The organism is Bacillus sp. ChL18 (assembly GCF_026241425.1).
Taxonomy (GTDB): Bacteria; Bacillota; Bacilli; order Bacillales; family Bacillaceae; genus Bacillus; species Bacillus velezensis.
Genome location: NZ_JAPHWE010000001.1, coordinates 424,771 through 448,683 on the forward strand (window position 1 = coordinate 424,771; position 23,913 = coordinate 448,683).

The window sequence follows — 23,913 nt, forward strand, 5'->3', positions numbered from 1 at the left end:
GCAGGAGGTAATTCAAAGTGAGTAAAGTAATCGGAATTGACTTGGGTACGACAAACTCATGTGTGGCAGTGCTTGAAGGCGGAGAGCCTACAGTCATCGCCAACGCTGAAGGAAACCGTACGACTCCGTCAGTCGTTGCATTTAAAAACGGCGAGCGCCAAGTAGGGGAAGTGGCGAAACGCCAATCAATCACAAATCCTAACACAATCATGTCTGTTAAACGCCATATGGGTACTGACTATAAAGTGGAAATCGAAGGAAAAGACTACACGCCTCAAGAAGTGTCAGCTATTATCCTTCAGCATCTGAAAGCATATGCTGAAAGCTACCTCGGCGAAACAGTTTCAAAAGCCGTTATCACGGTTCCTGCATACTTCAACGATGCTGAGCGCCAAGCGACAAAAGATGCCGGTAAAATCGCCGGCCTTGAAGTAGAGCGTATTATCAACGAGCCGACTGCAGCAGCGCTTGCATACGGACTTGATAAAACGGATGAAGACCAAACAATTCTTGTTTACGACCTTGGCGGCGGTACGTTTGACGTATCTGTTCTTGAACTTGGCGACGGCGTGTTTGAAGTCCGTTCAACTGCCGGTGACAACCGTCTTGGCGGGGACGACTTTGACCAAGTCATCATCGATCATCTCGTAGCAGAATTCAAAAAAGAAAACGGCATTGATCTTTCAAAAGACAAAATGGCGCTTCAGCGTTTGAAAGATGCGGCTGAGAAAGCGAAAAAAGATCTTTCCGGCGTATCATCCACACAAATTTCTTTACCGTTTATCACGGCGGGAGAAGCAGGTCCTCTTCACCTTGAGCTGACACTGACCCGCGCTAAATTCGAAGAGCTTTCCGCTCACCTTGTTGAGCGCACAATGGCTCCTGTCCGTCAGGCTCTTCAAGATGCGGATCTTTCTGCGAGCGAAATCGACAAAGTTATCCTTGTCGGCGGATCTACACGTATTCCTGCCGTACAGGAAGCAATCAAAAAAGAAACGGGTAAAGAAGCGCATAAAGGCGTAAACCCTGATGAAGTTGTAGCGCTTGGTGCTGCAATTCAAGGCGGCGTCATCACGGGAGACGTAAAAGACGTTGTTCTTCTTGACGTTACACCGCTTTCTCTCGGTATTGAAACAATGGGCGGCGTGTTCACAAAACTGATCGACCGCAACACGACAATTCCGACGAGCAAGTCTCAAGTATTCTCAACTGCAGCTGATAACCAAACTGCTGTTGATATCCATGTTCTTCAAGGTGAGCGCCCGATGTCTGCCGACAACAAAACGCTCGGCCGCTTCCAGCTTACTGATATCCCGCCTGCACCGCGCGGCGTACCGCAAATCGAAGTTTCTTTCGATATTGACAAAAACGGTATCGTAAACGTAAGAGCGAAAGACTTAGGCACAGGAAAAGAACAAAATATTACAATCAAATCTTCTTCAGGTCTTTCTGATGATGAGATCGAACGCATGGTAAAAGAAGCGGAAGAAAACGCTGACGCTGATGCGAAGAGAAAAGAAGAAATCGAAGTCCGCAACGAAGCTGACCAGCTTGTGTTCCAAACGGAAAAAACATTAAAAGATCTGGAAGGCAAAGTGGACGAAGAGCAAGTGAAAAAAGCAAACGACGCGAAAGACGCGCTGAAAGCCGCTATCGAGAAAAACGAAATTGAAGACATCAAAGCGAAAAAAGATGAACTTCAAACAATCGTTCAAGAGCTTTCTATGAAGCTTTACGAAGAAGCGGCGAAAGCGCAGCAGGCTGAAGGCGGAGCAAACGCTGAAGGCAAAAAAGCGGATGACAACGTTGTCGATGCGGAGTACGAAGAAGTAAAAGACGACGAAACGAAAAAATAAGTTCTGTCCCGCATGGCTATAGGCGGAAGAACACACAGCATATTCTGATTCAACAGACAGAAAGTCAAAGTCAGGCATCTCTTGGCTTTGACTTTTTTTCTTGCCCGGGATAAAAGGAATTGAAAAAACATAATTCAAAATGATACAATCTAATTTATGTGAGAAATTCGGGAGAGTGAAGCGAGATGAGTAAGCGTGATTACTATGAAGTGCTTGGGGTAAGTAAGAGCGCTTCAAAGGATGAAATCAAAAAAGCCTATCGGAAGCTTTCAAAAAAATATCATCCTGATATCAATAAAGAATCCGGAGCAGATGAAAAATTCAAAGAGGTAAAAGAAGCGTACGAAGCGCTCTCAGACGACCAAAAACGCGCTCAATATGACCAATTCGGCCATACAGACCCTAACCAGGGATTCGGCGGCGGTTTCGGAGGCGGCGGAGACTTCGGCGGCTTCGGTTTCGATGACATTTTCTCAAGCATCTTCGGAGGCGGCACGAGACGCCGTGACCCGAATGCGCCGCGGCAAGGCGCGGATCTGCAGTATACAATGACCCTGTCATTTGAAGACGCGGCTTTCGGAAAAGAAACGATCATTGAAATTCCGCGCGAAGAGAATTGCGAAACATGTAAAGGGTCTGGCGCGAAGCCGGGAACAAAGCCGGATACGTGCTCGCACTGCGGAGGTTCAGGCCAGCTGAACGTCGAACAGAACACGCCGTTTGGCAAAGTGGTTAACCGAAGAGTCTGCCACCACTGTGAAGGAACAGGAAAAATCATCAAAAACAAGTGTTCTGACTGCGGCGGCACGGGCAAAGTGAAAAAACGGAAAAAAATCAATGTCACGATTCCTGCCGGTGTGGATGACGGACAGCAGCTGCGCGTACCGGGCCAAGGTGAACCGGGCGTAAACGGAGGGCCTGCGGGAGATCTGTTTGTCGTATTCCATGTGCGCGCCCACGAGTTCTTTGAGCGCGACGGAGACGATATTTATTGCGAAATGCCGTTAACGTTTGCCCAAGCGGCACTCGGAGACGAAGTGGAAGTGCCGACGCTTCACGGAAAAGTGAAATTGAAAATACCTGCCGGCACACAAACCGGCACGAAATTCAGATTAAGAGGCAAAGGCGTTCAGAACGTCCGGGGCTACGGACAAGGCGACCAGCACATTGTCGTCCGCGTCGTCACACCGACGAATCTGACAGACAAACAAAAAGACATCATCCGCGAGTTCGCTGAAGTCAGCGGAAACCTGCCGGATGAACAAGAAATGAGTTTCTTTGACAAAGTAAAACGAGCATTTAAAGGCGAGTAATGATTGGATAGGAGTTGGTAGTTTTGAAATGGTCCGAAATCAGCATTCACACAACACATGAAGCGGTCGAACCCATCTCAAATATTTTGCATGAAGCTGGTGCGAGCGGGGTTGTCATCGAAGATCCGCTTGATTTAATGAAAGAGCGTGAGAATGTTTACGGGGAAATCTACCAGCTCGACCCCAATGATTACCCCGATGAGGGTGTCATTGTCAAAGCGTATCTGCCGATCAACAGTTTCCTCGGCGAAACGGTGGACGGCATTAAAGAGACGATTAATAATCTGCTTTTGTACGATATTGATTTGGGCAGAAACAAAATCACCATTTCTGAAGTCAATGAAGAAGAATGGGCGACAGCTTGGAAAAAGTATTATCATCCTGTGAAAATTTCTGAAAAGTTCACGATCGTTCCCACATGGGAAACGTACACACCTGTTCATACAGATGAACTGATTATCGAAATGGACCCGGGTATGGCATTCGGTACGGGAACGCATCCGACAACGGTTCTGTGCATTCAGGCGCTTGAGCGTATCGTTCAAAAAGGCGACCGTATCATTGATGTCGGCACCGGTTCAGGAATTTTAAGCATCGCGGCCGCCATGCTTGAGGCCGAATCGGTTCATGCGTATGACCTTGATCCGGTCGCTGTTGAAAGCGCGCGTCTGAATGTGAAATTGAACAAAGTGAGTGATACGGCCGAAGTGAAGCAGAACAATTTGTTAGACGGCATCACGGGCGAACATGATGTCATTGTCGCAAATATTTTGGCAGAAGTGATTCTCCGCTTTACATCACAGGCGTACGACCTGCTCAAAGACGGAGGCCATTTTATTACTTCAGGCATTATCGGCCAGAAAAAACAGGAAGTAAAAGAAGCGTTGGAAAAAGCCGGCTTTACTATCATAGAAATTCTGTCTATGGAAGATTGGGTCAGCATCATCGCGAAAAAATAACAGTTAGTAGGTGTCACAGCGTATGCAACGATATTTTATCGAGCTCACGAAGCAGGAGATGGACGAAACTCCTGATTTTCAAATCACGGGGGAAGACGTCCACCATATAGCGAACGTCATGAGAATGAGTGCGGGAGACCGGATTATCTGCTGTTCGAAAGACGGCCATGAAGCGTTATGCCTGCTTAAAGAGGTTTCTAAAGATCATATATCATGCAGCATTGCTGAGTGGACGGGTGAAAACCGTGAACTGCCTTTGAAGATCAGGATCGCAAGCGGCCTTCCGAAAGGTGATAAGCTTGAATGGATTATCCAAAAAGGGACCGAGCTGGGGGCAAGTATGTTCATCCCTTTTCAAGGCGCCAGATCCGTTGTTAAGTTAGACGACAAAAAGGCAAAGAAAAAACGGGAGAGATGGGCGAAAATCGCGAAGGAAGCGGCGGAGCAATCGTACCGCAATGAAATTCCCGAAGTGAAAACCGTTCATACGTTCCGGCAGCTGCTTGAAATGACGGAGAATGTCGATAAATGTGTCGTTGCATACGAGGAGTCATCAAAGCAGGGAGAAACGGGCGCTTTCGCCGCGGAGCTCAAAAGCCTTCCGCAAGGTTCGTCTCTTTTAATCGTATTCGGCCCTGAAGGCGGTCTGACCGAGTCTGAAGTTCATCAGCTTTCAGAAAAAGGCGCCGTCTTATGCGGCCTCGGACCGAGAATTTTACGGACTGAAACTGCGCCTCTTTACGCGTTAAGCGCAGTTTCCTATCATACAGAGTTATTAAGAGGTGATCAGTAATGGCAACTGTTGCTTTTCATACCCTTGGCTGCAAGGTCAACCATTATGAAACAGAAGCAATCTGGCAGCTGTTTAAAGATGCGGGTTATGAACGAAAAGAATTCGAACAGACAGCAGATGTATATGTCATTAATACATGTACGGTAACAAACACGGGAGATAAAAAAAGCCGTCAAGTCATCAGACGGGCGATCCGCCAAAATCCTGACGGCGTCATCTGCGTAACAGGGTGCTATGCGCAAACCTCTCCGGCAGAAATTATGGCCATCCCGGGTGTTGACATCGTCGTCGGCACGCAGGATCGTGAAAAAATGCTTGGTTACATTGAGCAGTACAGGGAAGAGCGCCAGCCGATCAACGGCGTCGGCAATATTATGAAAGCACGCGTGTTTGAAGAGCTGGATGTTCCCGCTTTTACTGACCGCACAAGAGCGTCGTTAAAAATCCAAGAGGGCTGCAACAACTTCTGTACGTTCTGCATTATCCCTTGGGCGCGCGGCCTGCTTCGTTCCCGCGATCCGGAAGAAGTCATTAAACAGGCGCAGCAGCTGGTGGATGCCGGCTATAAAGAAATCGTCCTGACGGGGATTCATACGGGCGGCTACGGCGAAGATATGAAAGATTATAATTTCGCCAAGCTTCTCCGCGAGCTTGATACACGTGTAGAAGGACTGAAGCGGATCAGAATTTCATCTATTGAAGCAAGCCAAATCACTGATGAAGTAATTGAAGTGCTGGATGCGTCTGATAAAATCGTCCGCCACCTTCATATCCCGATTCAGTCAGGATCAAACACCGTTCTGAAACGGATGAGACGCAAATATACGATGGAATTTTTCGCGGACCGTTTAAATAAGCTGAAAGAAGCGCTGCCGGGTCTGGCCGTCACATCTGATGTCATCGTCGGTTTCCCGGGTGAAACGGAAGAAGAATTTGTGGAAACATACCGGTTCATTAAAGAACATAAGTTTTCAGAGCTTCACGTATTCCCTTACAGCAAACGCACCGGAACACCTGCGGCCAGAATGGAAGACCAGGTTGACGAGAACGTGAAAAACGAACGGGTGCATAAGCTGATCGCGCTGTCTGACCAGCTTGCCAAAGAATACGCCTCCGATTATGAAGGAGAGGTTCTGGAAATCATTCCGGAAGAGGCGTTTAAAGAGTCTGATGAAGACGGCATGTTCGTCGGCTATACGGACAATTACATGAAAGTCGTCTTCAAAGGCACGGAAGATCTAATCGGCAAACTTGTCAAAGTCAAAATTCAAAAAGCGGGTTATCCGTATAACGAAGGACAATTCGTCCGCGTCGTTGAGGATGAAATGACCCGAAACATGCGCATGTCTTCATAACATATTTAAAAAAACCGGTGCCTTCCCGCATCGGTTTTTTTAAGGTTTCGGAGGAATCAGCCTGTCAATCAGCCGGTAAAACAAATGTGTGAACGGCAGAAACAATAGGGCGGTGACTACGTTAAATAACAGGCTGAAATGCGCAATCATCTGCGCGGGATCATCAGACAGGCGCTCCGTAAAACCTGCTGATGCGGACAGGAAGGGAAATACGAGCAGCACGCCGAGAATATTAAACACAACGTGAGCACCGGCGGTCTGTCTGGCGGCATAACCGCCTGAAACAGCAGCCATGACGGCCGTGACGCATGTCCCGATATTAGATCCCAGAACGACGCTGACCGCTTGTTCAATGCCGATCACCCCTTCGTTCATAAAACTCATCAAAATGCCGATGCAGACGGAGCTTGAATGAATGATTGCGGTCAATATCATACCGATAAAAAGAGCGGACCAGCTCGAATCATTCACATGTCGCAAAACCTCCGCCCCCGCCTTCATTTCTGTCAGCGGAACGGCGAGCCGGCTGAAGCATGTGATGCAAAAAAAGATGATGCCGAGACCGAGGAAGCTTATGCCGATCTGCCTGAACGGATATTTACGGAGGAGGATAAACACAAGGCCTCCGATAAAAAGCACCCAAATGAGCACATCCATCTTGATGGCTAAAAACTCCGTCGTAAACGTTGAGCCGACATTCGTGCCGAGAATCATCGGAATGGTCCGTTTAAAAGATAAAGCGCCCGCACTGACAAAGCCGATGACAATGACCATGAAGGCTGAGCTGCTCTGAAGAAAACCAGTGAACACGATGCTTATGAGAAAAGCTTTCAAAGGGTGGTCGGTAAATAAGAGCAGGCTTTTCTCAATTTTTGAATACGTTAATGCGATCAGCCCCTGCCTGAGCAGGCTCATTCCGAGTAAAAAAACCAGGATAAGTGCGGTAAAGAGAATCAGTATAATCAAACGAAACACCCCTTTCCATCATTATATAGACAAGCAGCCTTATTCATGACGGAAAAGTGAGCTCGCTTAGTTGACCTGACTGATGGCTTATATTATAATGTCAAAGTACATGTTTATATATGTATCTTTTTAAAGGTAGTCGATTGGTGTATTCGGAGGGAGGGAAAGAGAATGTCAAAAACGGTCGTTAGAAAAAACGAATCGCTTGAAGATGCTCTTCGTCGCTTCAAACGCAGTGTATCAAAGACAGGTACTTTGCAAGAAGCAAGAAAGCGCGAATTTTATGAAAAACCTAGCGTAAAGCGCAAGAAAAAGTCAGAAGCTGCTAGAAAACGCAAATTCTAAAAGAGGGTGGATTTATGAGTCTTCTTGAGCGACTTAACCAAGATATGAAGCTGTATATGAAAAGCCGTGAGAAAGACAAACTGACTGTCGTTCGAATGGTGAAAGCTTCACTTCAAAACGAAGCAATTAAGCTTAAGAAAGACAGTTTGACCGAGGATGAGGAACTTACTGTCCTATCTCGTGAACTTAAGCAACGTAAAGACTCCCTCCATGAATTTTCAAACGCTAATCGTTTAGATTTAGTAGATAAAGTTCAAAAAGAGCTGGACATTTTAGAAGTTTATTTACCGAAGCAGCTCTCTGAAGAAGAGCTGCAGACAATCGTAAATGAAACCATCGCTGAAGTCGGTGCGAGCTCCAAAGCGGACATGGGCAAAGTGATGAGTGCTATTATGCCTAAAGTAAAAGGTAAAGCTGACGGAAGCGTAATTAACAGACTTGTCAGCAGTCAATTATCTTAATTGACAAGAAAAAAGACATCTTTCCTTGAGAGATGTCTTTTTTTATACATAAAAAAATGAAACTAAAGTACATTTGTTACGTATATAAAGAAGAACGAAACGGGAAGGAGGGTATATTTGCCTTGTTCCGAAAAAAAACCGGAATTGCTGTTGCTCTATTGGGCTTATTTGTATTATCTTTATTAGGGGTTCAATTGAACGCGAAAGCTGATCACCCATCGGTTTATGTCATCCCGGTTGAGAAAAATGTCGAACAGAGGCTCGCCTCGTTTTTATCGCGTTCTTTCAAAGAAGCGAAGGAGTCCGGCGCATCACACATTATTCTTGACATCAATACACCGGGAGGCGCCGTTCAATCAGCCTTGGATATTGCGGATATCATCGGCCGCGCGGATGTGCCTGTTACCGCTTACGTTAATAAACGGGCGCTTTCTGCGGGAGCGTATATAGCGCTTCAGGCAGATGAAATCTATATGGCGCCGGGCGGAAAAATGGGTGCCGCAGCCATCATCGACGGAAAAGGAAACGCGGCGGACAAAAAGGCCCAATCACTGTGGCATGCAGAAATGGAGGACGCAGCGGTTAAAAACAACCGAAATCCGAAATACGCCCTGGCCATGGCAGATCCCACCATTAATGCAAAGGAAGCGGGCGCCCCAAAGGGAAAACTGCTGACACTGACAGCTGAAAAAGCTAAGGAAGTCGGATATTCGGAGGGCACGGTTTCAGACCTTGATGCTTTATATACAAAGCTCGGTTTTGACAAAGCGGATGTTCACCATGCAGAAGAAGGTTTCGTCGGCAAACTGGGCCGATGGCTGACAAATCCGTTTGTTGTCCCCGTCTTATTAACGCTTGCTTTGCTTGGTTTGACCATTGAATTGTTCTCGCCGGGCCTCGGGATACCGGGTGCCGTCGGACTGACGGCCATGCTGCTGTTTTTCACCGGGCATATCGCTGCCGGATTCGCCGGCTATGACAGCGTATTCTTATTTTGCGCGGGCTTCGTTTTTATCCTTTTAGAGATATTCCTGCCCGGAGGCATAATCGGTCTTATCGGTATTGCAGGCGTTATCGCGAGCCTCTTTCTCGCTGCGGGCAGCTTTACCGTAATGGCGGTTTCTCTCTTGATCGCCATTGCTGTGTCTATTACAGCCTTTATCATATTAACAAGGGTGTTGGGGAAACGAATGAAATTCTTTAAAAAATTAATATTAACTGATTCAACAAGCACGGAGAGCGGTTATGTTTCAAATCAGAACCGGACGGAACTGTTGGGAAAAGTCGGCATTACCGCTACAGCCCTCAGACCGTCAGGCACCGTCATTATTGATGATGAACGTCTGGATGTCGTCTCGGAAGGATCATTCACTGAAAAAGACAGACAGGTGAAAGTAGTGAAAGCGGAAGGCTCACGCATTGTCGTGAGAGAAATATAGATGATAACCTTGAGGAGGAATTAGATGGAACTGTCAAGTTTGGCGATTTTAGCATTAGTTGCTGCTGCCATTATTGTGTTAGCCATATTCTTCACCTTTGTACCGGTGATGCTATGGATTTCGGCGCTTGCGGCAGGAGTCAGAATCAGCATTTTCACTTTGGTCGGGATGAGGCTGCGGCGCGTCATACCAAGCCGCGTTGTCAATCCGTTAATTAAAGCGCACAAAGCCGGCCTTGCCGCAACAACAAATCAGCTCGAAAGCCATTATCTGGCCGGAGGTAATGTCGACAGGGTGGTCAATGCCCTGATTGCGGCACAGCGCGCCAATATTGAGCTGACATTTGAACGCTGCGCAGCCATTGACCTGGCCGGGCGTGACGTATTGGAAGCCGTACAGATGAGCGTCAACCCGAAGGTCATTGAAACACCGTTTATCGCGGGTGTCGCCATGGACGGAATTGAAGTAAAAGCAAAAGCCAGAATCACGGTAAGGGCCAATATCGAGCGCCTTGTCGGAGGAGCGGGAGAAGAGACGATTGTCGCCCGTGTCGGAGAAGGGATTGTCTCGACAATCGGTTCATCACAGAATCATAAAAAAGTGCTTGAAAACCCTGATATGATATCGCAGACCGTACTTGGCAAAGGGCTGGATTCAGGCACCGCATTTGAAATTCTTTCGATTGACATCGCCGACGTTGATATCGGCAAAAACATCGGAGCGATTCTTCAGACGGATCAGGCAGAAGCAGACAAAAACATCGCGCAGGCCAAAGCCGAAGAGCGCCGCGCCATGGCGGTCGCCCAAGAGCAGGAAATGCGCGCTCGCGTAGAAGAAATGCGTGCGAAAGTCGTGGAAGCAGAAGCCGAAGTGCCGCTTGCTATGGCAGAAGCGTTGCGTGAAGGAAACATCGGCGTCATGGACTATATGAACATAAAAAATATCGACGCGGATACGGACATGAGGGATTCTATCGGCAAGCTGACGAATGACCAGCAAGATGAAGACCAACAATAACCTCTCTATTAAGGAGGGAGCCGCTATATGCACGAGATTCTGACAAATCCGCTCGTCATTGCCGCCGTCATCGGCATTATATCGGCAATATTCGGCAAGAAAAACAAAGATGAAAAACGGCCGCCGGGTACACGTCCCGGAAATCAGGCAAAAAAGCAGGATCAAAAACAGCCGCAGAAAGAGCATAAGCCGGAAGCGGAAGAATTGCCTGCCGTTTCAGAAGAGAACCCTTTTGAGCAAAAAAGAAGGGAAGCTGAACAGCGCCTAGCGGAGACGGAGCAGATGTTTAACGGGCTTGAACATAAGCTGGCATCCCCACGCGCACGAAACGCGTCTCTGAAGAAATCAGCCCTCAAAATAAATAAAGAAACTGCGGTCCAAGGCATTATATTCAGTGAGGTTTTGGGTCCGCCCCGTGCAAAAAAACCGCACCGGACCATGCGGAACATCGGTAAAAAATAAAGTGTTAGAACCCCTTTTCAAATCATACATATGAGATGAAAGGGGGTTCTTTTTTTATGGGGCAAAGAAAGAATCGTGTAAAGGCATGGCTGACAAGAGCATTGGAAATTCCCCCGGACGTTATGATGGATCTGCCTCGTATTACGATGGTCGGCAGACTTCATATCTACATAGAGAATCACAGAGGCCTCCTGCTGTTCAGCGAAGAAGAAGTCAGGCTGATGCTCAAGCAGGGGCAGTGTATCATATCAGGAAAAAACTTGGTCATTAAGGCAATCCTTCCTGAGGAAATCCTTTTGGAAGGCACGATAGATCACGTACGATATGTCGATTCATAAAGCCGGGGGGAAATAATGTGAAAAACAAATGGCTGTCATTTTTTTCGGGTAAAGTCCAAATGGAAGTCAAAGGAAAAGGGATTGAACGGCTGCTGAATGAATGCACGAGAAACGGAATCGCCATCTTTGCGGCGAAAAAAAAGCAAGACTGTGTTCTGCTGATGATTCAGCTTCAAGATGTACATGCTTTCAGAAGAGTCATCAGAAAACATGAATGCAAAGCAAGCTTTACAAAAAGAAAGGGTCTTCCCTTTCTGCTTCTCAAATCAAAATTAAACCTGGGCTTCACTGCGGGGTTTGTGATATTTTTTGTTATATTGTTTCTTTTGTCCAACATGATTTGGGAAATTGATATTAAAGGGGCCAAGCCAGAGACCGAGCATCAGATGGTAAAGCACCTTGAAGAAATCGGTGTGAAAAAAGGCCGTTTGCAATTTTTAATGATGACGCCGGAGAAAATTCAAAAGTCATTAACAAACGGTGTCGATAATATTACGTGGGTCGGTGTGGAATTGAACGGGACAGCCCTTCATATGAAAGTGGTCGAAAAAAACGAACCGACAAAAGAAAAGTACGTGAGCCCCCGCCATATCGTTGCCAAAAAGAAGGCGGTCATCAAAAGGATGTTCGTGCAAAAGGGGCAGCCGATGGCTTTTGTGAACGATCATGTTGACAAAGGACAGCTCCTCGTCTCAGGACTGATCGGAAATGAAGACCGGAAAGTCGCCTCAAAAGCGGAAATTTACGGAGAAACATGGTACAAGTCAGAAGTAACCGTGCCTCTTGAAACATCATTTACGCTATATACGGGTAAAGTAAGGACGAAGCACAAGCTGTCTTTCGGATCATGGGGCGTGCCTTTTTGGGGCTTTGAATTTAATGAGAAGCCGCTGAAACATCCGAAAACAGAGGAACAAAAGCATCCGTTTCAATTTCTGGGGATGAAGCTTCCGGTTTCTTACGTTCAAGAACAGACAAGAGAAAGTGAAACATCCGTGCGGACTTATACGAAAGGCGAAGCGGTTCAGGCCGGTATCAAAATGGGAAGACAAGATGTAGAAAAGCGATTAAACGGCAGCGGAGAGGTGGAAAGTGAAAAAGTTTTGCACCAATCCGTTGAGAATGGTAAAGTAAAGTTGATTATTCTCTACCAAGTTATAGAAGATATCGTTCAAACCACACCTATTGTTCAGGGAGACTAAAGAATGGCAGAACATTTACTTGCGATTAATCACAAACTGAAAAGCCCGGACGAAGCACTTTCTTTGTTCGGCAGCCAAGATGCCTTTTTACATTTAATGGAGAAGGATCTGGGCATTAGCCTCATCACACGCGGTGAAACCATTTACGTTTCCGGTAATGATGAAACATTTGAGATCGCTGACAGATTATTGGGCTCGCTCCTTACTTTAATTCGCAAGGGGATCGAGATTTCGGAACGTGATGTGCTGTATGCCGTGAAAATGGCAAAAAAAGATGAACTGGACTATTTTGAAAGCATGTATGAAGAGGAAATAACGAAAACGGCAAAAGGCAAACCGATCCGTGTCAAAACCATCGGCCAAAGAGAATATGTGGCGGCGATGAAGAAAAACGACATGGTGTTCGGCATCGGGCCGGCGGGAACCGGCAAAACTTATTTGGCGGTCGTAAAAGCGGTGCACGCTTTAAAAAACGGCCACATTAAAAAAATCATTTTAACAAGACCCGCTGTGGAAGCCGGCGAGAGCCTCGGTTTTCTGCCCGGAGATTTAAAGGAAAAAGTAGATCCTTATCTGCGCCCGCTGTATGACGCGCTCCATGATGTGCTCGGAAGCGACCATACGGAGCGTCTTATGGAAAGAGGGGTTATCGAAATCGCCCCGCTTGCCTATATGAGAGGGCGGACGCTTGACGACGCGTATGTGATTCTTGATGAAGCCCAGAATACCACTCCCGCTCAAATGAAAATGTTTTTGACGAGATTGGGTTTTGGCTCTAAAATGATCATTACGGGCGACGTAAGCCAAATTGACCTGCCGAAAGGCGTCACATCGGGACTTGCAGTGGCGAAGGATATGCTGAAGGACGTAAACGGCATCTCCGTGATTGAACTTGACCAGACAGATGTGGTCAGGCATCCGCTTGTTGCAAAAATTATTGAAGCTTATGATAAGCAAAAGTAATGCAAAAATGACCCGATCTCCCGTTATCGGGTCATTTTTATATGATGTGTTCCTGATGTTTCAGGGAGGAGGTTCTTGTTTTGAAAAAGAAGGGAAAGGGCAAAAGCGCCCGGGAACGGTTCCGCAGTTTCAGACATGCCCGCTCAGCCCATGTGCTGCTGTACCTGCTGCTTTCAGCGATCATGTTTGGTTTGCTCTTTATTCATGTAAAACCTGAATCACTTAATTTGGATTTGTTTGCAGTCAGTGATAAGACGATTTACGCGCCCGCCACAGTGGAAGATCAGCAGGCGACGGAATCGAAAAAGCAGGCGGCCGAAGATGCGGTGGAAGATCAATACACTCTGAAAAAAGGCTATACCGACAACCGGCTTGACCTGATCACTTCCATTTTTGACAGCATCGGCGAAGTGAAAAAAGATGCGGAAAAAGACAAAAAGTCACCTTCGGAAAAATCACTGGTAAAATCGGTGAAAAACAAGCTGACACAGGATGTCAATGAATCCGTCTCGGAAGATGCCATTAAATCGCTTCTCCATGCAAACAATGAAGATTTCTCATTTGTGAGGGATTCCGTTATTACCGCGGTGAATACGGTGATGAGCAGTGAAATTCCTTCTGAAAAGCTTGCTGAAGCGAAGGATAAGGTCGCAAAAGAGCTGAAAAGCGCTTCTGTGCCGTCAAAATATTTAGCGGCTGCGACTGAAATCGGAAAATACGCGGTCATCCCGAATTACGTATTTGATCCGAAAGCGACCGATGAAAAACGCCAGGAAGCGTCAGACAGCGTCCAGCCGGTACAGATCAAACAGGGACAGATTCTCGTGGAAGAGAATGACCTGATCGACCGGGAAGTATACAGGAAGCTTGAACTGACGGGTCTTTTGAATAATTCCAACCTGTTAAAACCGATCAGCGGTCTGCTTCTGATGATCGGGCTGTTTATCGCCACGCTTGTCTACTATTTTGAGAAACAGCAGCAGGAGCTTAAGCTGAAAAATAAATCTCTTTTGTTGTTTTCTATCATTACAACGCTTATTCTCGTCATTATGGAAGTCGTCAGTCTCTTTCAGAAGATTGAATACACCAATATCGGCTATCTTGTGCCGATCGCCGCCGGCGCGATTTTAATCAGGCTGCTGCTCAATGAAAGGCTCGCCATTTTAGGAAGCATCATTCTGGCGATCTGCGGCAGTATGATGTTTAATCAGGGTGTGACGGGAACATTTAATTACGTCATCGGCATTTACTATTTAATCAGCAGCATTTCAGGCATTCTGTTTTTGGGAAAACATAATGCGAGATCAAAAATATTGCAGACGGGACTGTTCGTCTCATTCATTAATATGATTATCGTGCTGTCGCTTTTATTAATACAAAATACGGCGCTGTCACCGGTTGAAATCGGAACGCTGATGCTGATGGGGGTCGTCTCGGGACTTGCTTCATCCGTTTTGATTATCGGTCTGATGCCGTTTTTTGAGACGGGATTCGGCATTCTCTCAACAATGAGGCTGATTGAACTGTCTAATCCGAATCATCCCCTGCTTCGAAAGATTTTAACGGAAACACCCGGTACATATCATCACAGCGTCATGGTGGCAAATCTGTCGGAAGCGGCTTGTGAAGCCGTAGGGGCAAACGGTCTTTTAGCACGGGTCGGAGCGTATTATCACGATCTCGGCAAAACGAAACGTCCGCAATATTTTATTGAAAATCAGATGAATATGGATAATCCGCATGACAAGCTGTCTCCGCAGCTCAGCAAAAATATCATTATCGCACATACGACAGACGGTGCGAATATGCTCAGAAGCTATAAGTTTCCGAAAGAGCTTGTGGATATCGCGGAGCAGCATCACGGAACGTCCCTTTTAAAATTCTTTTATTATAAAGCGAAAGAAAAGGGCGACCAGATTACAGAGAAAGAGTTCCGCTACCCGGGGCCGAAGCCGCAATCGAAAGAAGCGGCTATTATTTCAGTGGCCGACAGCGTTGAAGCCGCCGTCCGTTCCATGCATAATCCCAATCCCGAGCGGATCGAAAAACTGGTGCGGGGAATTATATCCGATAAGCTTCAGGACGGACAATTCTCAGAATGTGATCTCACGTTCCGAGAACTGGATACGATCGCAAAAACACTATGTGCGACTTTAAAAGGAATTTTCCACTCCCGGATTGAATATCCGGAGGCTACGAAGAAGGTGAAATAAATGGGTTTACTCATAGATATTGTTGATGAAACGAACAGCGTCTCAGCTGATGCGCTCCAAGAAGTGGAGAAGCTGCTCCAATTCGCGGCGGAAAAAGAAGGCGTTCAGGACCAGGCTGAAGTATCGGTCACGATTGTGACAAATGAGGAAATCAGAGAAATCAACAGAGACTACCGGGGAAAAGACACTCCGACTGACGTCATTTCGTTTGCGCTTGAAGAAGAAGGCGAAGATGAGGTTGAAATCGTAGGCGCCGACATGCCGCCTGTTTTAGGAGATATTATCATCAGCGCAGACAGAACGAAAGAGCAGGCGGAAGAGTACGGCCATTCATTTATGAGAGAGCTCGGTTTTCTGGCCGTGCACGGCTTTTTGCATTTGCTTGGCTATGATCACATGACAAAAGAAGAAGAGGAAGAAATGTTTTCAAAGCAAAAGGATTTGCTGGATGAGTATGGACTCACGAGATCATAAAAACGAGTGGAGCAGGTTCCTGAAGAGCTTTGTCCATGCATGGAGGGGAATCTGGAAAACGGCGCGGTCAGAGCGGAATTTTCAATTTCATATTACCGCGGCCTGCGCCGTTATCGTTTGCGGTTTTCTCACCGGGCTGAGCACAGCCGAATGGGCCGTTGTTTTGGTGCTGATCGGAGGGATGCTTGCTTTGGAGCTTTTAAATACGGCAATAGAGCATGTTGTGGATTTAGTTACCGATCAGTATCACCCGCTCGCAAAAGCGGCAAAGGACGCGGCCGCCGGAGCCGTTTGCGTCTTTGCCGTGATATCGTGTATCATTGGTTTACTCATCTTCTTGCCGAAGATATGTTAGCAGAAGATTCTTACAATTATTTTACATTGCCAAAAATGGGCGTGAAAAACCAATCATAATTATGTAAAATAAAAGTGACAGCGGTATCATACAGGATAAAGGTAAGAGAGGAATTAAGTACACATGAACAGACAAGAATTGATTGCAGAAGCATTAAAAGCGCGGGACACAGCGTATGTGCCGTATTCAAATTTCAGAGTGGGAGCCGCTCTTCTTACCAAAGACGGAAAAGTGTACAGAGGCTGCAACATTGAAAATGCGGCATACAGCATGTGCAACTGTGCTGAACGCACGGCGATATTCAAAGCTGTTTCCGAGGGGGATACGGAATTTGCGATGCTCGCCGTGGCTGCGGATACTCCGGGACCGGTTTCGCCGTGCGGAGCCTGCAGGCAAGTAATTTCCGAGCTGTGCTCAAAGGATATGCTTGTTATTCTGACCAACTTACAAGGACAAATAAAAGAAATGACTGCGGAAGAATTATTGCCGGGCGCATTTTCATCGGAGGATTTACATGACGAACGAAAGCTTTAAATCAGGATTTGTATCTATCATCGGAAGACCGAACGTAGGAAAGTCTACCTTTTTAAACAGGGTCATCGGTCAAAAGATCGCCATCATGAGCGACAAACCCCAGACGACAAGAAATAAAGTCCAAGGGGTGCTGACAACCGGCACGTCGCAGACCATTTTTATTGATACACCGGGCATTCACAAACCAAAGCACAAGCTTGGCGACTTTATGATGAAAGTGGCGCAGAATACGCTGAAAGAAGTTGACTTGGTGTTATTTATGATTAACGCCGAAGAAGGGTACGGAAAAGGCGACGAGTTTATCATTGAAAAGCTCGGACAGACGTCCACGCCGGTCTTTCTGATCGTAAACAAAATTGATAAGATCCACCCTGACCAGCTGCTTCTTTTAATTGATGAGTACCGTACGCGCTATCCGTTTAAGGAAATCGTGCCGATCTCAGCTTTGGAAGGGAACAACGTCGAAACCCTTCTCGCGCAGATTGAAGCGTATTTACCGGAAGGGCCTCAGTTCTATCCGAGCGATCAGGTGACTGACCATCCCGAGCGGTTCATTATTTCTGAACTGATCAGGGAAAAGGTGCTCCATCTGACAAGGGAAGAAGTGCCGCACAGCATCGCTGTCGCCATCGAGTCCATTAAAGGGCAGGAAAACGGCTCCGTCCATGTCGCCGCCACCATTGTGGTCGAGCGGGATTCTCAAAAAGGCATCGTCATCGGCAAAAAAGGAGCGCTTCTGAAAGAAGTCGGCAAAAGAGCGCGGGCTGATATCGAAGCTCTTTTGGGCTCACGCGTTTACCTGGAATTATGGGTGAAGGTGCAGAAGGACTGGCGGAATAAAATGTCTCAGCTGCGTGATTTCGGCTTTAAAGAGGATGAATATTAATTCATCTAAGGCGCATGCCTGAGGTGTGAGATTACCTCACAGAAGCAGGGATTCGTTAGCAAAATTTGTTTAACATGAAAAGGAGGACATCAGGTCAAGATAAGGGTAAGAATTTGGATTGCAAAGCTAGTTTAATGATGAAAGGTGGGTTTTTTGTGTTGAATTTTACCTGGAACGTATTTTCTCAAACAGGAAGTGTTGATACGTACCTTCTTTTTAAAGAACTGGAAAAAGAGAACCTGGAAAGACCCGAAGAACCGGAAGATGAGCTAGCCCGAATTGATTTTCCAATTTTGTAAACCTCTTGGCCCCTCCCGTTGTTGGAAGGTGCGGAAATGCTGACTAAATGTGAAGGAATCGTGCTCCGTACGAATGACTACGGGGAGACGAATAAAATCGTGACATTGCTGACGAGGGAACACGGCAAAATCGGCGTCATGGCAAGGGGCGCCAGGAAGTCAGCCAGCCGGCTGTCAGCAGTCAGCCAGCCGTTTTTGTACGGGTCATTTTTAATGCAAAGAACATCCGGACTCGGCACGCTCCAGCAGGGTGAAATGATTCTCAGCATGAGAACGATCAGAGAAGATTTATTTTTGACGGCGTATGCCGCTTTTATCGCTGAACTCACTGACAAAGGAACGGAAGAGAAGAAACCGAACCCCTATTTATTCGAATTGATTCTCGAATCCTTTAAGAGGCTGAATGACGGGACTGACCCGGACGTGATCACCTCCATCGTGCAGATGAAAATGCTCGGCGTCATGGGGCTGTATCCGGAGCTGAATCATTGTGTCCACTGCAAAAGCGGGGAAGGGACGTTTCATTTTTCGATAAGAGATAACGGGTTTATCTGCCACCGTTGCTTTGAAAAGGATCCGTACAGAGTTCCGATGTCGCCGCAAACGGCAAGGCTGCTAAGGCTTTTTTATTACTTTGATATCGGAAGGCTCGGCAGCGTCTCGTTAAAACAGGAAACCAAAAACGAAATTAAACGGGTCATTGATCTGTATTACGAGGAATATTCAGGACTTTATTTAAAGTCAAAACGGTTTTTAGATCAGATGGAAAGCATGAAGAACCTTTTGGATGAAAACAAAAGTTGACATTCTGCCCATCTTTTTATATGATCATTTATTATAAAATATGTTGCAGTGACAGAAAGAAGTACTTGCGTCCAACTCATACAAGCGACCTTAGGGCAGTGTAAGCTAAGGATGAGCGCGCAACGAAAGGCATTCTCGAGCAACCCTTTAAAAAGAGGCTGAGTGATTCACATCCTCAGCAACTAGGGTGGAACCGCGGGAGAACTCTCGTCCCTATGTTTGCGGCCGGCAAGCATAGAGACGGGAGTTTTTTGGTTGCCGCCGCACTTGTAAAAGAATGGAGAAAGTGGAGGTGCTTGAAATGAACATTCAAGATATGATTTTAACCTTGCAGAAGCACTGGTCGAATGAAGGCTGTGTGCTCATGCAGTCGTATGATGTGGAGAAAGGCGCAGGCACAATGAGCCCGTATACATTTTTACGAAGCATCGGGCCGGAACCGTGGAGAGTGGCTTACGTTGAGCCGTCCAGACGGCCTGCTGACGGACGGTACGGTGAAAACCCGAACAGGCTCTATCAGCATCACCAATTCCAAGTCATTATCAAGCCGTCGCCTGATAACATTCAAGAGCTTTACCTTGATTCATTGCGTGCGCTTGGCATTGACCCGCTTGAACATGATATCCGTTTCGTAGAAGACAACTGGGAAAACCCGTCTTTAGGCTGTGCAGGTCTCGGCTGGGAAGTATGGCTTGACGGGATGGAAATTACTCAGTTTACATACTTCCAGCAGGTGGGCGGAATTGAATGTAAACCGGTATCCGTTGAGATCACATATGGTATTGAACGTCTCGCGTCATATATTCAGGATAAAGAAAACGTCTTTGATCTTGAATGGACGTCAGGATTTACTGTGAAAGATTTATTTATGATGGCTGAATATGAGCATTCCGTTTATACTTTTGAAACATCTGACGTGGATATGCTTTTCCATTTGTTCAGCACCTATGAAAAAGAAGCGATCAGACAAATGGATAACGGGCTCGTGCATCCGGCCTATGATTATGTGCTGAAATGCTCTCACACATTTAATCTGCTCGATGCAAAAGGCGCGATCTCGGTGACGGAGCGGACGGGTTATATCGGCCGTGTCCGCAACTTAGCGAGAAAAGTGGCAAAAACGTATTATGAAGAAAGGGAAAAATTAGGGTTCCCAATGCTTAAAGAGGAGGGCTCTTCCCATGAGTAAACAAGACTTGCTTTTAGAGATCGGACTCGAGGAAATGCCGGCGCGGTTTTTACATGACAGCATGGTGCAACTCGGTGAAAAGCTGACCGAGTGGCTGGCTGAAAAAAATATCGCCCACGGCGAAGTGAAACTTTTTAATACGCCGAGACGTCTGGCAGTATATATAAAAGACGTAGCAGAAAAACAGGCTGATATTCAGGAAGAAGCAAAAGGCCCGGCGAAAAAAATCGCTCAGGATGCTGACGGAAACTGGACAAAAGCCGCTATCGGATTTTCAAAAGGCCAAGGCGCCGGAGTGGATGACCTGTATATAAAAGATGTAAACGGCACGGAATATGTCTTCGTTCAAAAATTCCAGGCGGGACAAGAGACGAAAACACTTTTACCGCAGCTGGAAAATTTGATTGCCGGAATGCATTTTCCGAAAAACATGCGCTGGGGCACGCAGGATCTGCGCTATATCCGTCCGATCAAATGGATTGCCGCTCTCTTTGGAAAAGATGTCATTCCGTTTGAAATCACAAATGTAGAGACGGGCCGGCGAACACAGGGACACCGCTTTCTCGGCCAAGAAGTATCCGTTGATGCACCGGCATCATACGAAAAGCTGCTGAAAGAACAAAGCGTCATTGCTGACCCGAAAGAACGCAAACAAATGATCCAAAGCCAGCTGGACGCGCTTGCGGCCGAGAAGAAATGGAATATTCCGATCGATGAGGATCTGCTGAACGAAGTCAACCATCTGGTGGAATACCCGACAGCGCTTTACGGATCTTTTGAATCCGAATTTCTTTCTATCCCTGAAGAAGTGCTTGTAACCACAATGAAAGAGCATCAGCGCTACTTTCCGGTAAAAGATGAAAACGGGAATCTGCTGCCTCATTTTATTACGGTAAGAAACGGGAACAGCCATGCAATTGAAAATGTTGCCCGCGGAAACGAGAAAGTGCTGAGAGCAAGGCTTTCAGATGCTGCGTTCTTCTACAAAGAAGACCAAAAGCTGAACATTGATGAAAACGTGAAAAAACTTGAAAATATCGTTTTCCATGAAGAGCTCGGCTCCCTTGGAGATAAAGTAAGAAGAGTGGCCGCCATTGCGGGCAAACTTGCTGTCCGTCTGAAAGCGGATGAACAGTCGCAAAAACTTGTGAAGCGCGCCGCAGAGATTTCTAAATTTGACCTGGTTACACATATGATCTATGAGTTCCCAGAGCTTCAAGGCGTGATGGGAGAAAAATATGCGCGCATGCTCGGTGAAGATGATGCCGTCGCTGCCGCTGTCAATGAGCATTATATGCCGAGAGCGGCCGGGGGAGAAGTGCCTTCAACCTTTACCGGCGCGGTTGTGGCGTTAGCTGATAAACTGGACACGATTGCTTCCTTCTTCAGCATTGACGTGATTCCGACAGGTTCTCAGGACCCGTACGGATTGCGCCGTCAGGCAAGCGGCATCGTTTCCATTCTGATCGACCGCAACTGGGGCATTTCGTTTAAAGAGCTGCTGTCATTGACAGAAACGGAAAAAGAAAATGAGCTCCTCGATTTCTTTACACAGCGTCTGAAATACGTCTTAAACGCTGAAGACATCCGTCATGACGTTATTGAAGCCGTTCTGGACAGCACAGAGCTTGAGCCGTATGCAGCCGTTCATAAGGCAAGAGTGCTTGAGAAGCACCTCGGCGCACCCGGCTTTAAAGAAACGGCTGAATCACTCGGCCGGGTCATCTCCATCAGCAAAAAAGGCGAGAGCCGCGATATCAAGCCGGATCTGTTTGAAAATGAACAGGAGAAAAAGCTGTTTGACGCTTATCAAAAAACAAAAGACAGTGTCGCGGAAAGCTTTGCCTCCAAAAACTATGAACAGGCGCTTGCTGTGCTCAGCGGATTAAAGGAGCCGATCGAAGACTACTTTAATCACACGATGGTAAATGCGGACGATGAAACATTAAAAACCAACCGTTTAGCGCAAATGACCGCTCTTGCAGATGTGATCAAGTCTTTTGCTAATATGAATCATCTTATTGTAAAATAAAGAAAAAGACGGTTGCTGTGTGATCGGCAATCGTCTTTTCCCCTTTTACATAAACATCACAGAATGAAAACATAGATAAAGAAACCCTTCCATAAAGGTGGTGAGTACGATCGAATTAAATAAACGGCAAGAACAAATTTTACAGATTGTAAAGGAAAACGGCCCGATTACCGGAGAGCATATCGCAGAACAGCTCAATTTAACGAGGGCCACGCTGCGGCCGGACTTGGCCATACTCACCATGTCAGGCTTCTTAGAGGCCCGTCCGCGGGTCGGTTATTTTTATACGGGGAAAACGGGAAATCAGCTCCTTGCGGATAAACTGAAAAAGCTGCAAGTGAAAGATTTTCAATCGATCCCTGTTGTCATCAATGAGAATGTCTCGGTATACGATGCCATCTGCACCATGTTTTTAGAAGATGTCGGCACGTTATTTGTCGTAGATCGTGATGCTGTCTTAGTCGGTGTGCTGTCACGCAAAGATTTGCTGCGGGCGAGCATCGGCCAGCAGGAACTTGCCTCAATACCGGTTCATATTATCATGACAAGAATGCCGAATATCGCCGTCTGCCGGCGTGACGATTATGTGATGGACATCGCCAAGTTTTTAATTGAAAAACAGATCGATGCCCTGCCCGTTATTAAAGATACGGATAAAGGCTTTGAGGTCATCGGCCGGTTTACCAAAACGAACATGACTAAGATACTTGTCAGTTTATCAGAAAATGAAATCATATAAGCTTGAAAACTAACGGGGGGATAACATGGACAATCGCATCATTTATGTAGTATCAGACTCAGTCGGAGAAACCGCCGAACTCGTTGTAAAAGCCTCGCTCAGCCAGTTTAACGGCTCAGCCGATGATACGCATATCAGAAGAATACCTTATGTGGAAGATATCGGCACCATTAATGAAGTCGTGTCTCTCGCCAAAGCGGACGGCGGCATTATTTGTTTTACGCTCGTTGTTCCTGAAATGCGCAAATACCTGGTTGAACAAGCGGAAAAAGCGAATGTGCTGTATTACGATATTATCGGTCCGCTCATCGATAAAATGGAATCGGCTTACGGTCTGACCGCCAAATATGAACCGGGCCGCGTCCGCCAGCTTGATGAAGATTATTTCAAAAAGGTCGAGGCGATCGAGTTTGCCGTCAAATATGACGATGGCAGGGATCCAAGAGGCATTTTAAAAGCCGATATCATCCTGCTCGGAGTATCCAGAACGTCTAAAACCCCATTATCACAATATCTTGCCCATAAGCGTCTGAAAGTGGCCAATGTGCCGATCGTTCCTGAGGTCGATCCGCCGGAAGAACTGTTCAGCGTTGATCCGAAAAAATGCATCGGCTTAAAAATCAGCCCTGATAAACTGAACCATATACGAAAAGAACGGTTAAAATCTCTCGGCTTAAATGACAAAGCCATTTACGCCAATATCAACAGAATTAAAGAAGAGCTGGAGTATTTTGAGAAAATCGTGGACCGGATCGGCTGCCAAGTCGTTGACGTTTCGAATAAAGCGGTCGAGGAAACAGCGAACATCATTCATCATCTCAAAACAAAGGGCCGATAACTCAGGACGCTTTATCCTGGGTTTTTGGGTATGCAAATAGGGAATAAACAAAAAGGATGGCATCTTCGCGAAGTTTGTATT

General features: G+C 46.5%; 24 protein-coding genes and 1 pseudogene. 24 read left to right on the plus strand and 1 reads right to left on the minus strand.

From position 1 onward, the window contains the following. Positions 1–17: 17 nt before the first annotated feature. From dnaK to mtaB, 5 genes are all read left to right on the plus strand, one after another. Positions 18–1,856, plus strand: a complete 1,839-nt coding sequence (gene dnaK, locus OQ477_RS02325) for a molecular chaperone DnaK (RefSeq protein ID WP_007408273.1) — start codon at positions 18–20, stop codon at positions 1,854–1,856. A 185-nt stretch (positions 1,857–2,041) separates the two neighbouring features. Continuing rightward, positions 2,042–3,169: a molecular chaperone DnaJ gene (gene dnaJ / locus OQ477_RS02330; protein ID WP_003152895.1), complete on the plus strand. Its 1,128-nt coding sequence runs from the start codon at positions 2,042–2,044 to the stop codon at positions 3,167–3,169. 23 nt (positions 3,170–3,192) lie between these two features. After that, entirely contained in the window at positions 3,193–4,128 is a 936-nt protein-coding gene (gene prmA / locus OQ477_RS02335; RefSeq protein WP_014418413.1) for a 50S ribosomal protein L11 methyltransferase, read from the plus strand. A gap of 22 nt (positions 4,129–4,150) precedes the next feature. Beyond that, a complete protein-coding gene (locus tag OQ477_RS02340; RefSeq protein WP_265971261.1) occupies positions 4,151–4,921 on the plus strand; it encodes a 16S rRNA (uracil(1498)-N(3))-methyltransferase in 771 nt (256 codons plus the stop codon). Beyond that, complete coding sequence (mtaB, locus tag OQ477_RS02345) at positions 4,921–6,276, plus strand: tRNA (N(6)-L-threonylcarbamoyladenosine(37)-C(2))-methylthiotransferase MtaB (RefSeq protein ID WP_265971262.1); 1,356 nt, start codon at positions 4,921–4,923, stop codon at positions 6,274–6,276. Before OQ477_RS02340 ends, mtaB begins: the two co-directional genes overlap by 1 nt. Before the next feature lie 39 nt (positions 6,277–6,315). On the opposite strand, the gene OQ477_RS02350 is transcribed toward mtaB, so the two are convergent. After that, complete coding sequence (locus OQ477_RS02350; protein WP_265971263.1) at positions 6,316–7,242, minus strand: Na/Pi symporter; 927 nt, start codon at positions 7,240–7,242, stop codon at positions 6,316–6,318. Positions 7,243–7,413: 171 nt separating this feature from the next. On the opposite strand from OQ477_RS02350, the gene rpsU reads away from it, so the two are divergent. The 19 genes and pseudogenes from rpsU (at position 7,414) to OQ477_RS02445 (ending at position 23,832) form a co-directional block, all read left to right on the plus strand. Further along, complete coding sequence (rpsU, locus tag OQ477_RS02355) at positions 7,414–7,587, plus strand: 30S ribosomal protein S21 (protein WP_003152957.1); 174 nt, start codon at positions 7,414–7,416, stop codon at positions 7,585–7,587. Between the two features lie 14 nt (positions 7,588–7,601). Continuing rightward, positions 7,602–8,048 (plus strand): GatB/YqeY domain-containing protein, encoded by a 447-nt coding sequence (locus tag OQ477_RS02360; RefSeq protein WP_007408278.1) that lies wholly within the window; start codon positions 7,602–7,604, stop codon positions 8,046–8,048. A gap of 122 nt (positions 8,049–8,170) precedes the next feature. Continuing rightward, positions 8,171–9,487 (plus strand): NfeD family protein, encoded by a 1,317-nt coding sequence (locus tag OQ477_RS02365; protein ID WP_265971264.1) that lies wholly within the window; start codon positions 8,171–8,173, stop codon positions 9,485–9,487. A gap of 24 nt (positions 9,488–9,511) precedes the next feature. Then, complete coding sequence (floA, locus tag OQ477_RS02370; RefSeq protein ID WP_174738115.1) at positions 9,512–10,504, plus strand: flotillin-like protein FloA; 993 nt, start codon at positions 9,512–9,514, stop codon at positions 10,502–10,504. Between the two features lie 27 nt (positions 10,505–10,531). After that, positions 10,532–10,966, plus strand: coding sequence for a hypothetical protein (locus tag OQ477_RS02375; protein WP_265971265.1), 435 nt, complete (start codon positions 10,532–10,534; stop codon positions 10,964–10,966). Positions 10,967–11,022: 56 nt separating this feature from the next. Then, complete coding sequence (gene yqfC, locus OQ477_RS02380; protein WP_003152966.1) at positions 11,023–11,304, plus strand: sporulation protein YqfC; 282 nt, start codon at positions 11,023–11,025, stop codon at positions 11,302–11,304. 17 nt (positions 11,305–11,321) lie between these two features. After that, positions 11,322–12,546: pseudogene (yqfD, locus tag OQ477_RS02385) on the plus strand (sporulation protein YqfD). After that, positions 12,510–13,469: a PhoH family protein gene (locus OQ477_RS02390; protein WP_007408283.1), complete on the plus strand. Its 960-nt coding sequence runs from the start codon at positions 12,510–12,512 to the stop codon at positions 13,467–13,469. The pseudogene yqfD and the gene OQ477_RS02390 overlap by 37 nt, the downstream one beginning before the upstream one ends. 80 nt (positions 13,470–13,549) lie before the next feature. Continuing rightward, positions 13,550–15,682, plus strand: a complete 2,133-nt coding sequence (locus tag OQ477_RS02395; RefSeq protein WP_265971267.1) for an HD family phosphohydrolase — start codon at positions 13,550–13,552, stop codon at positions 15,680–15,682. Continuing rightward, a complete protein-coding gene (gene ybeY / locus OQ477_RS02400) occupies positions 15,683–16,156 on the plus strand; it encodes an rRNA maturation RNase YbeY (protein WP_003152973.1) in 474 nt (157 codons plus the stop codon). Further along, on the plus strand, positions 16,137–16,511 hold the full coding sequence (locus OQ477_RS02405; protein ID WP_003152974.1) for a diacylglycerol kinase family protein: 375 nt from the start codon (positions 16,137–16,139) through the stop codon (positions 16,509–16,511). Before ybeY ends, OQ477_RS02405 begins: the two co-directional genes overlap by 20 nt. Before the next feature lie 123 nt (positions 16,512–16,634). Further along, positions 16,635–17,045, plus strand: a complete 411-nt coding sequence (locus OQ477_RS02410; RefSeq protein WP_003152976.1) for a cytidine deaminase — start codon at positions 16,635–16,637, stop codon at positions 17,043–17,045. Beyond that, entirely contained in the window at positions 17,026–17,931 is a 906-nt protein-coding gene (gene era / locus OQ477_RS02415) for a GTPase Era (protein WP_007408285.1), read from the plus strand. The genes OQ477_RS02410 and era overlap by 20 nt, the downstream gene beginning before the upstream one ends. Positions 17,932–18,086: 155 nt before the next feature. Continuing rightward, on the plus strand, positions 18,087–18,230 hold the full coding sequence (locus tag OQ477_RS02420) for a YqzL family protein (protein WP_007408286.1): 144 nt from the start codon (positions 18,087–18,089) through the stop codon (positions 18,228–18,230). Between the two features lie 36 nt (positions 18,231–18,266). Beyond that, the gene (recO, locus tag OQ477_RS02425) at positions 18,267–19,034 is read left to right on the plus strand and encodes a DNA repair protein RecO (protein WP_265971268.1); all 768 of its coding nucleotides are present in this window, start codon (positions 18,267–18,269) and stop codon (positions 19,032–19,034) included. Positions 19,035–19,335: 301 nt separating this feature from the next. Next, positions 19,336–20,223, plus strand: a complete 888-nt coding sequence (gene glyQ, locus OQ477_RS02430) for a glycine--tRNA ligase subunit alpha (protein WP_003152984.1) — start codon at positions 19,336–19,338, stop codon at positions 20,221–20,223. Beyond that, positions 20,216–22,255 (plus strand): glycine--tRNA ligase subunit beta, encoded by a 2,040-nt coding sequence (gene glyS / locus OQ477_RS02435; protein ID WP_265971269.1) that lies wholly within the window; start codon positions 20,216–20,218, stop codon positions 22,253–22,255. The genes glyQ and glyS overlap by 8 nt, the downstream gene beginning before the upstream one ends. 100 nt (positions 22,256–22,355) lie before the next feature. Then, the gene (gene ccpN / locus OQ477_RS02440) at positions 22,356–22,994 is read left to right on the plus strand and encodes a transcriptional regulator CcpN (RefSeq protein WP_014470676.1); all 639 of its coding nucleotides are present in this window, start codon (positions 22,356–22,358) and stop codon (positions 22,992–22,994) included. A 25-nt stretch (positions 22,995–23,019) separates the two neighbouring features. Continuing rightward, the gene (locus OQ477_RS02445) at positions 23,020–23,832 is read left to right on the plus strand and encodes a pyruvate, water dikinase regulatory protein (RefSeq protein WP_003152991.1); all 813 of its coding nucleotides are present in this window, start codon (positions 23,020–23,022) and stop codon (positions 23,830–23,832) included. Positions 23,833–23,913 lie beyond the last annotated feature (81 nt).

Bases quoted from the DNA above. Each gene is read 5' to 3' on its own strand.
- OQ477_RS02410 (WP_003152976.1), top strand. From the start codon at position 16,635: ATGAACAGACAAGAATTGATTGCAGAAGCATTAAAAGCGCGGGACACA.
- ybeY (WP_003152973.1), top strand. From the start codon at position 15,683: ATGGGTTTACTCATAGATATTGTTGATGAAACGAACAGCGTCTCAGCT.
- floA (WP_174738115.1), top strand. From the start codon at position 9,512: ATGGAACTGTCAAGTTTGGCGATTTTAGCATTAGTTGCTGCTGCCATT.
- dnaJ (WP_003152895.1), top strand. From the start codon at position 2,042: ATGAGTAAGCGTGATTACTATGAAGTGCTTGGGGTAAGTAAGAGCGCT.
- OQ477_RS02375 (WP_265971265.1), top strand. From the start codon at position 10,532: ATGCACGAGATTCTGACAAATCCGCTCGTCATTGCCGCCGTCATCGGC.
- yqfC (WP_003152966.1), top strand. From the start codon at position 11,023: ATGGGGCAAAGAAAGAATCGTGTAAAGGCATGGCTGACAAGAGCATTG.
- rpsU (WP_003152957.1), top strand. From the start codon at position 7,414: ATGTCAAAAACGGTCGTTAGAAAAAACGAATCGCTTGAAGATGCTCTT.
- glyS (WP_265971269.1), top strand. From the start codon at position 20,216: ATGAGTAAACAAGACTTGCTTTTAGAGATCGGACTCGAGGAAATGCCG.
- era (WP_007408285.1), top strand. From the start codon at position 17,026: ATGACGAACGAAAGCTTTAAATCAGGATTTGTATCTATCATCGGAAGA.
- glyQ (WP_003152984.1), top strand. From the start codon at position 19,336: ATGAACATTCAAGATATGATTTTAACCTTGCAGAAGCACTGGTCGAAT.
- recO (WP_265971268.1), top strand. From the start codon at position 18,267: ATGCTGACTAAATGTGAAGGAATCGTGCTCCGTACGAATGACTACGGG.
- mtaB (WP_265971262.1), top strand. From the start codon at position 4,921: ATGGCAACTGTTGCTTTTCATACCCTTGGCTGCAAGGTCAACCATTAT.
- OQ477_RS02360 (WP_007408278.1), top strand. From the start codon at position 7,602: ATGAGTCTTCTTGAGCGACTTAACCAAGATATGAAGCTGTATATGAAA.
- OQ477_RS02390 (WP_007408283.1), top strand. From the start codon at position 12,510: ATGGCAGAACATTTACTTGCGATTAATCACAAACTGAAAAGCCCGGAC.
- OQ477_RS02405 (WP_003152974.1), top strand. From the start codon at position 16,137: ATGGACTCACGAGATCATAAAAACGAGTGGAGCAGGTTCCTGAAGAGC.
- OQ477_RS02445 (WP_003152991.1), top strand. From the start codon at position 23,020: ATGGACAATCGCATCATTTATGTAGTATCAGACTCAGTCGGAGAAACC.
- OQ477_RS02340 (WP_265971261.1), top strand. From the start codon at position 4,151: ATGCAACGATATTTTATCGAGCTCACGAAGCAGGAGATGGACGAAACT.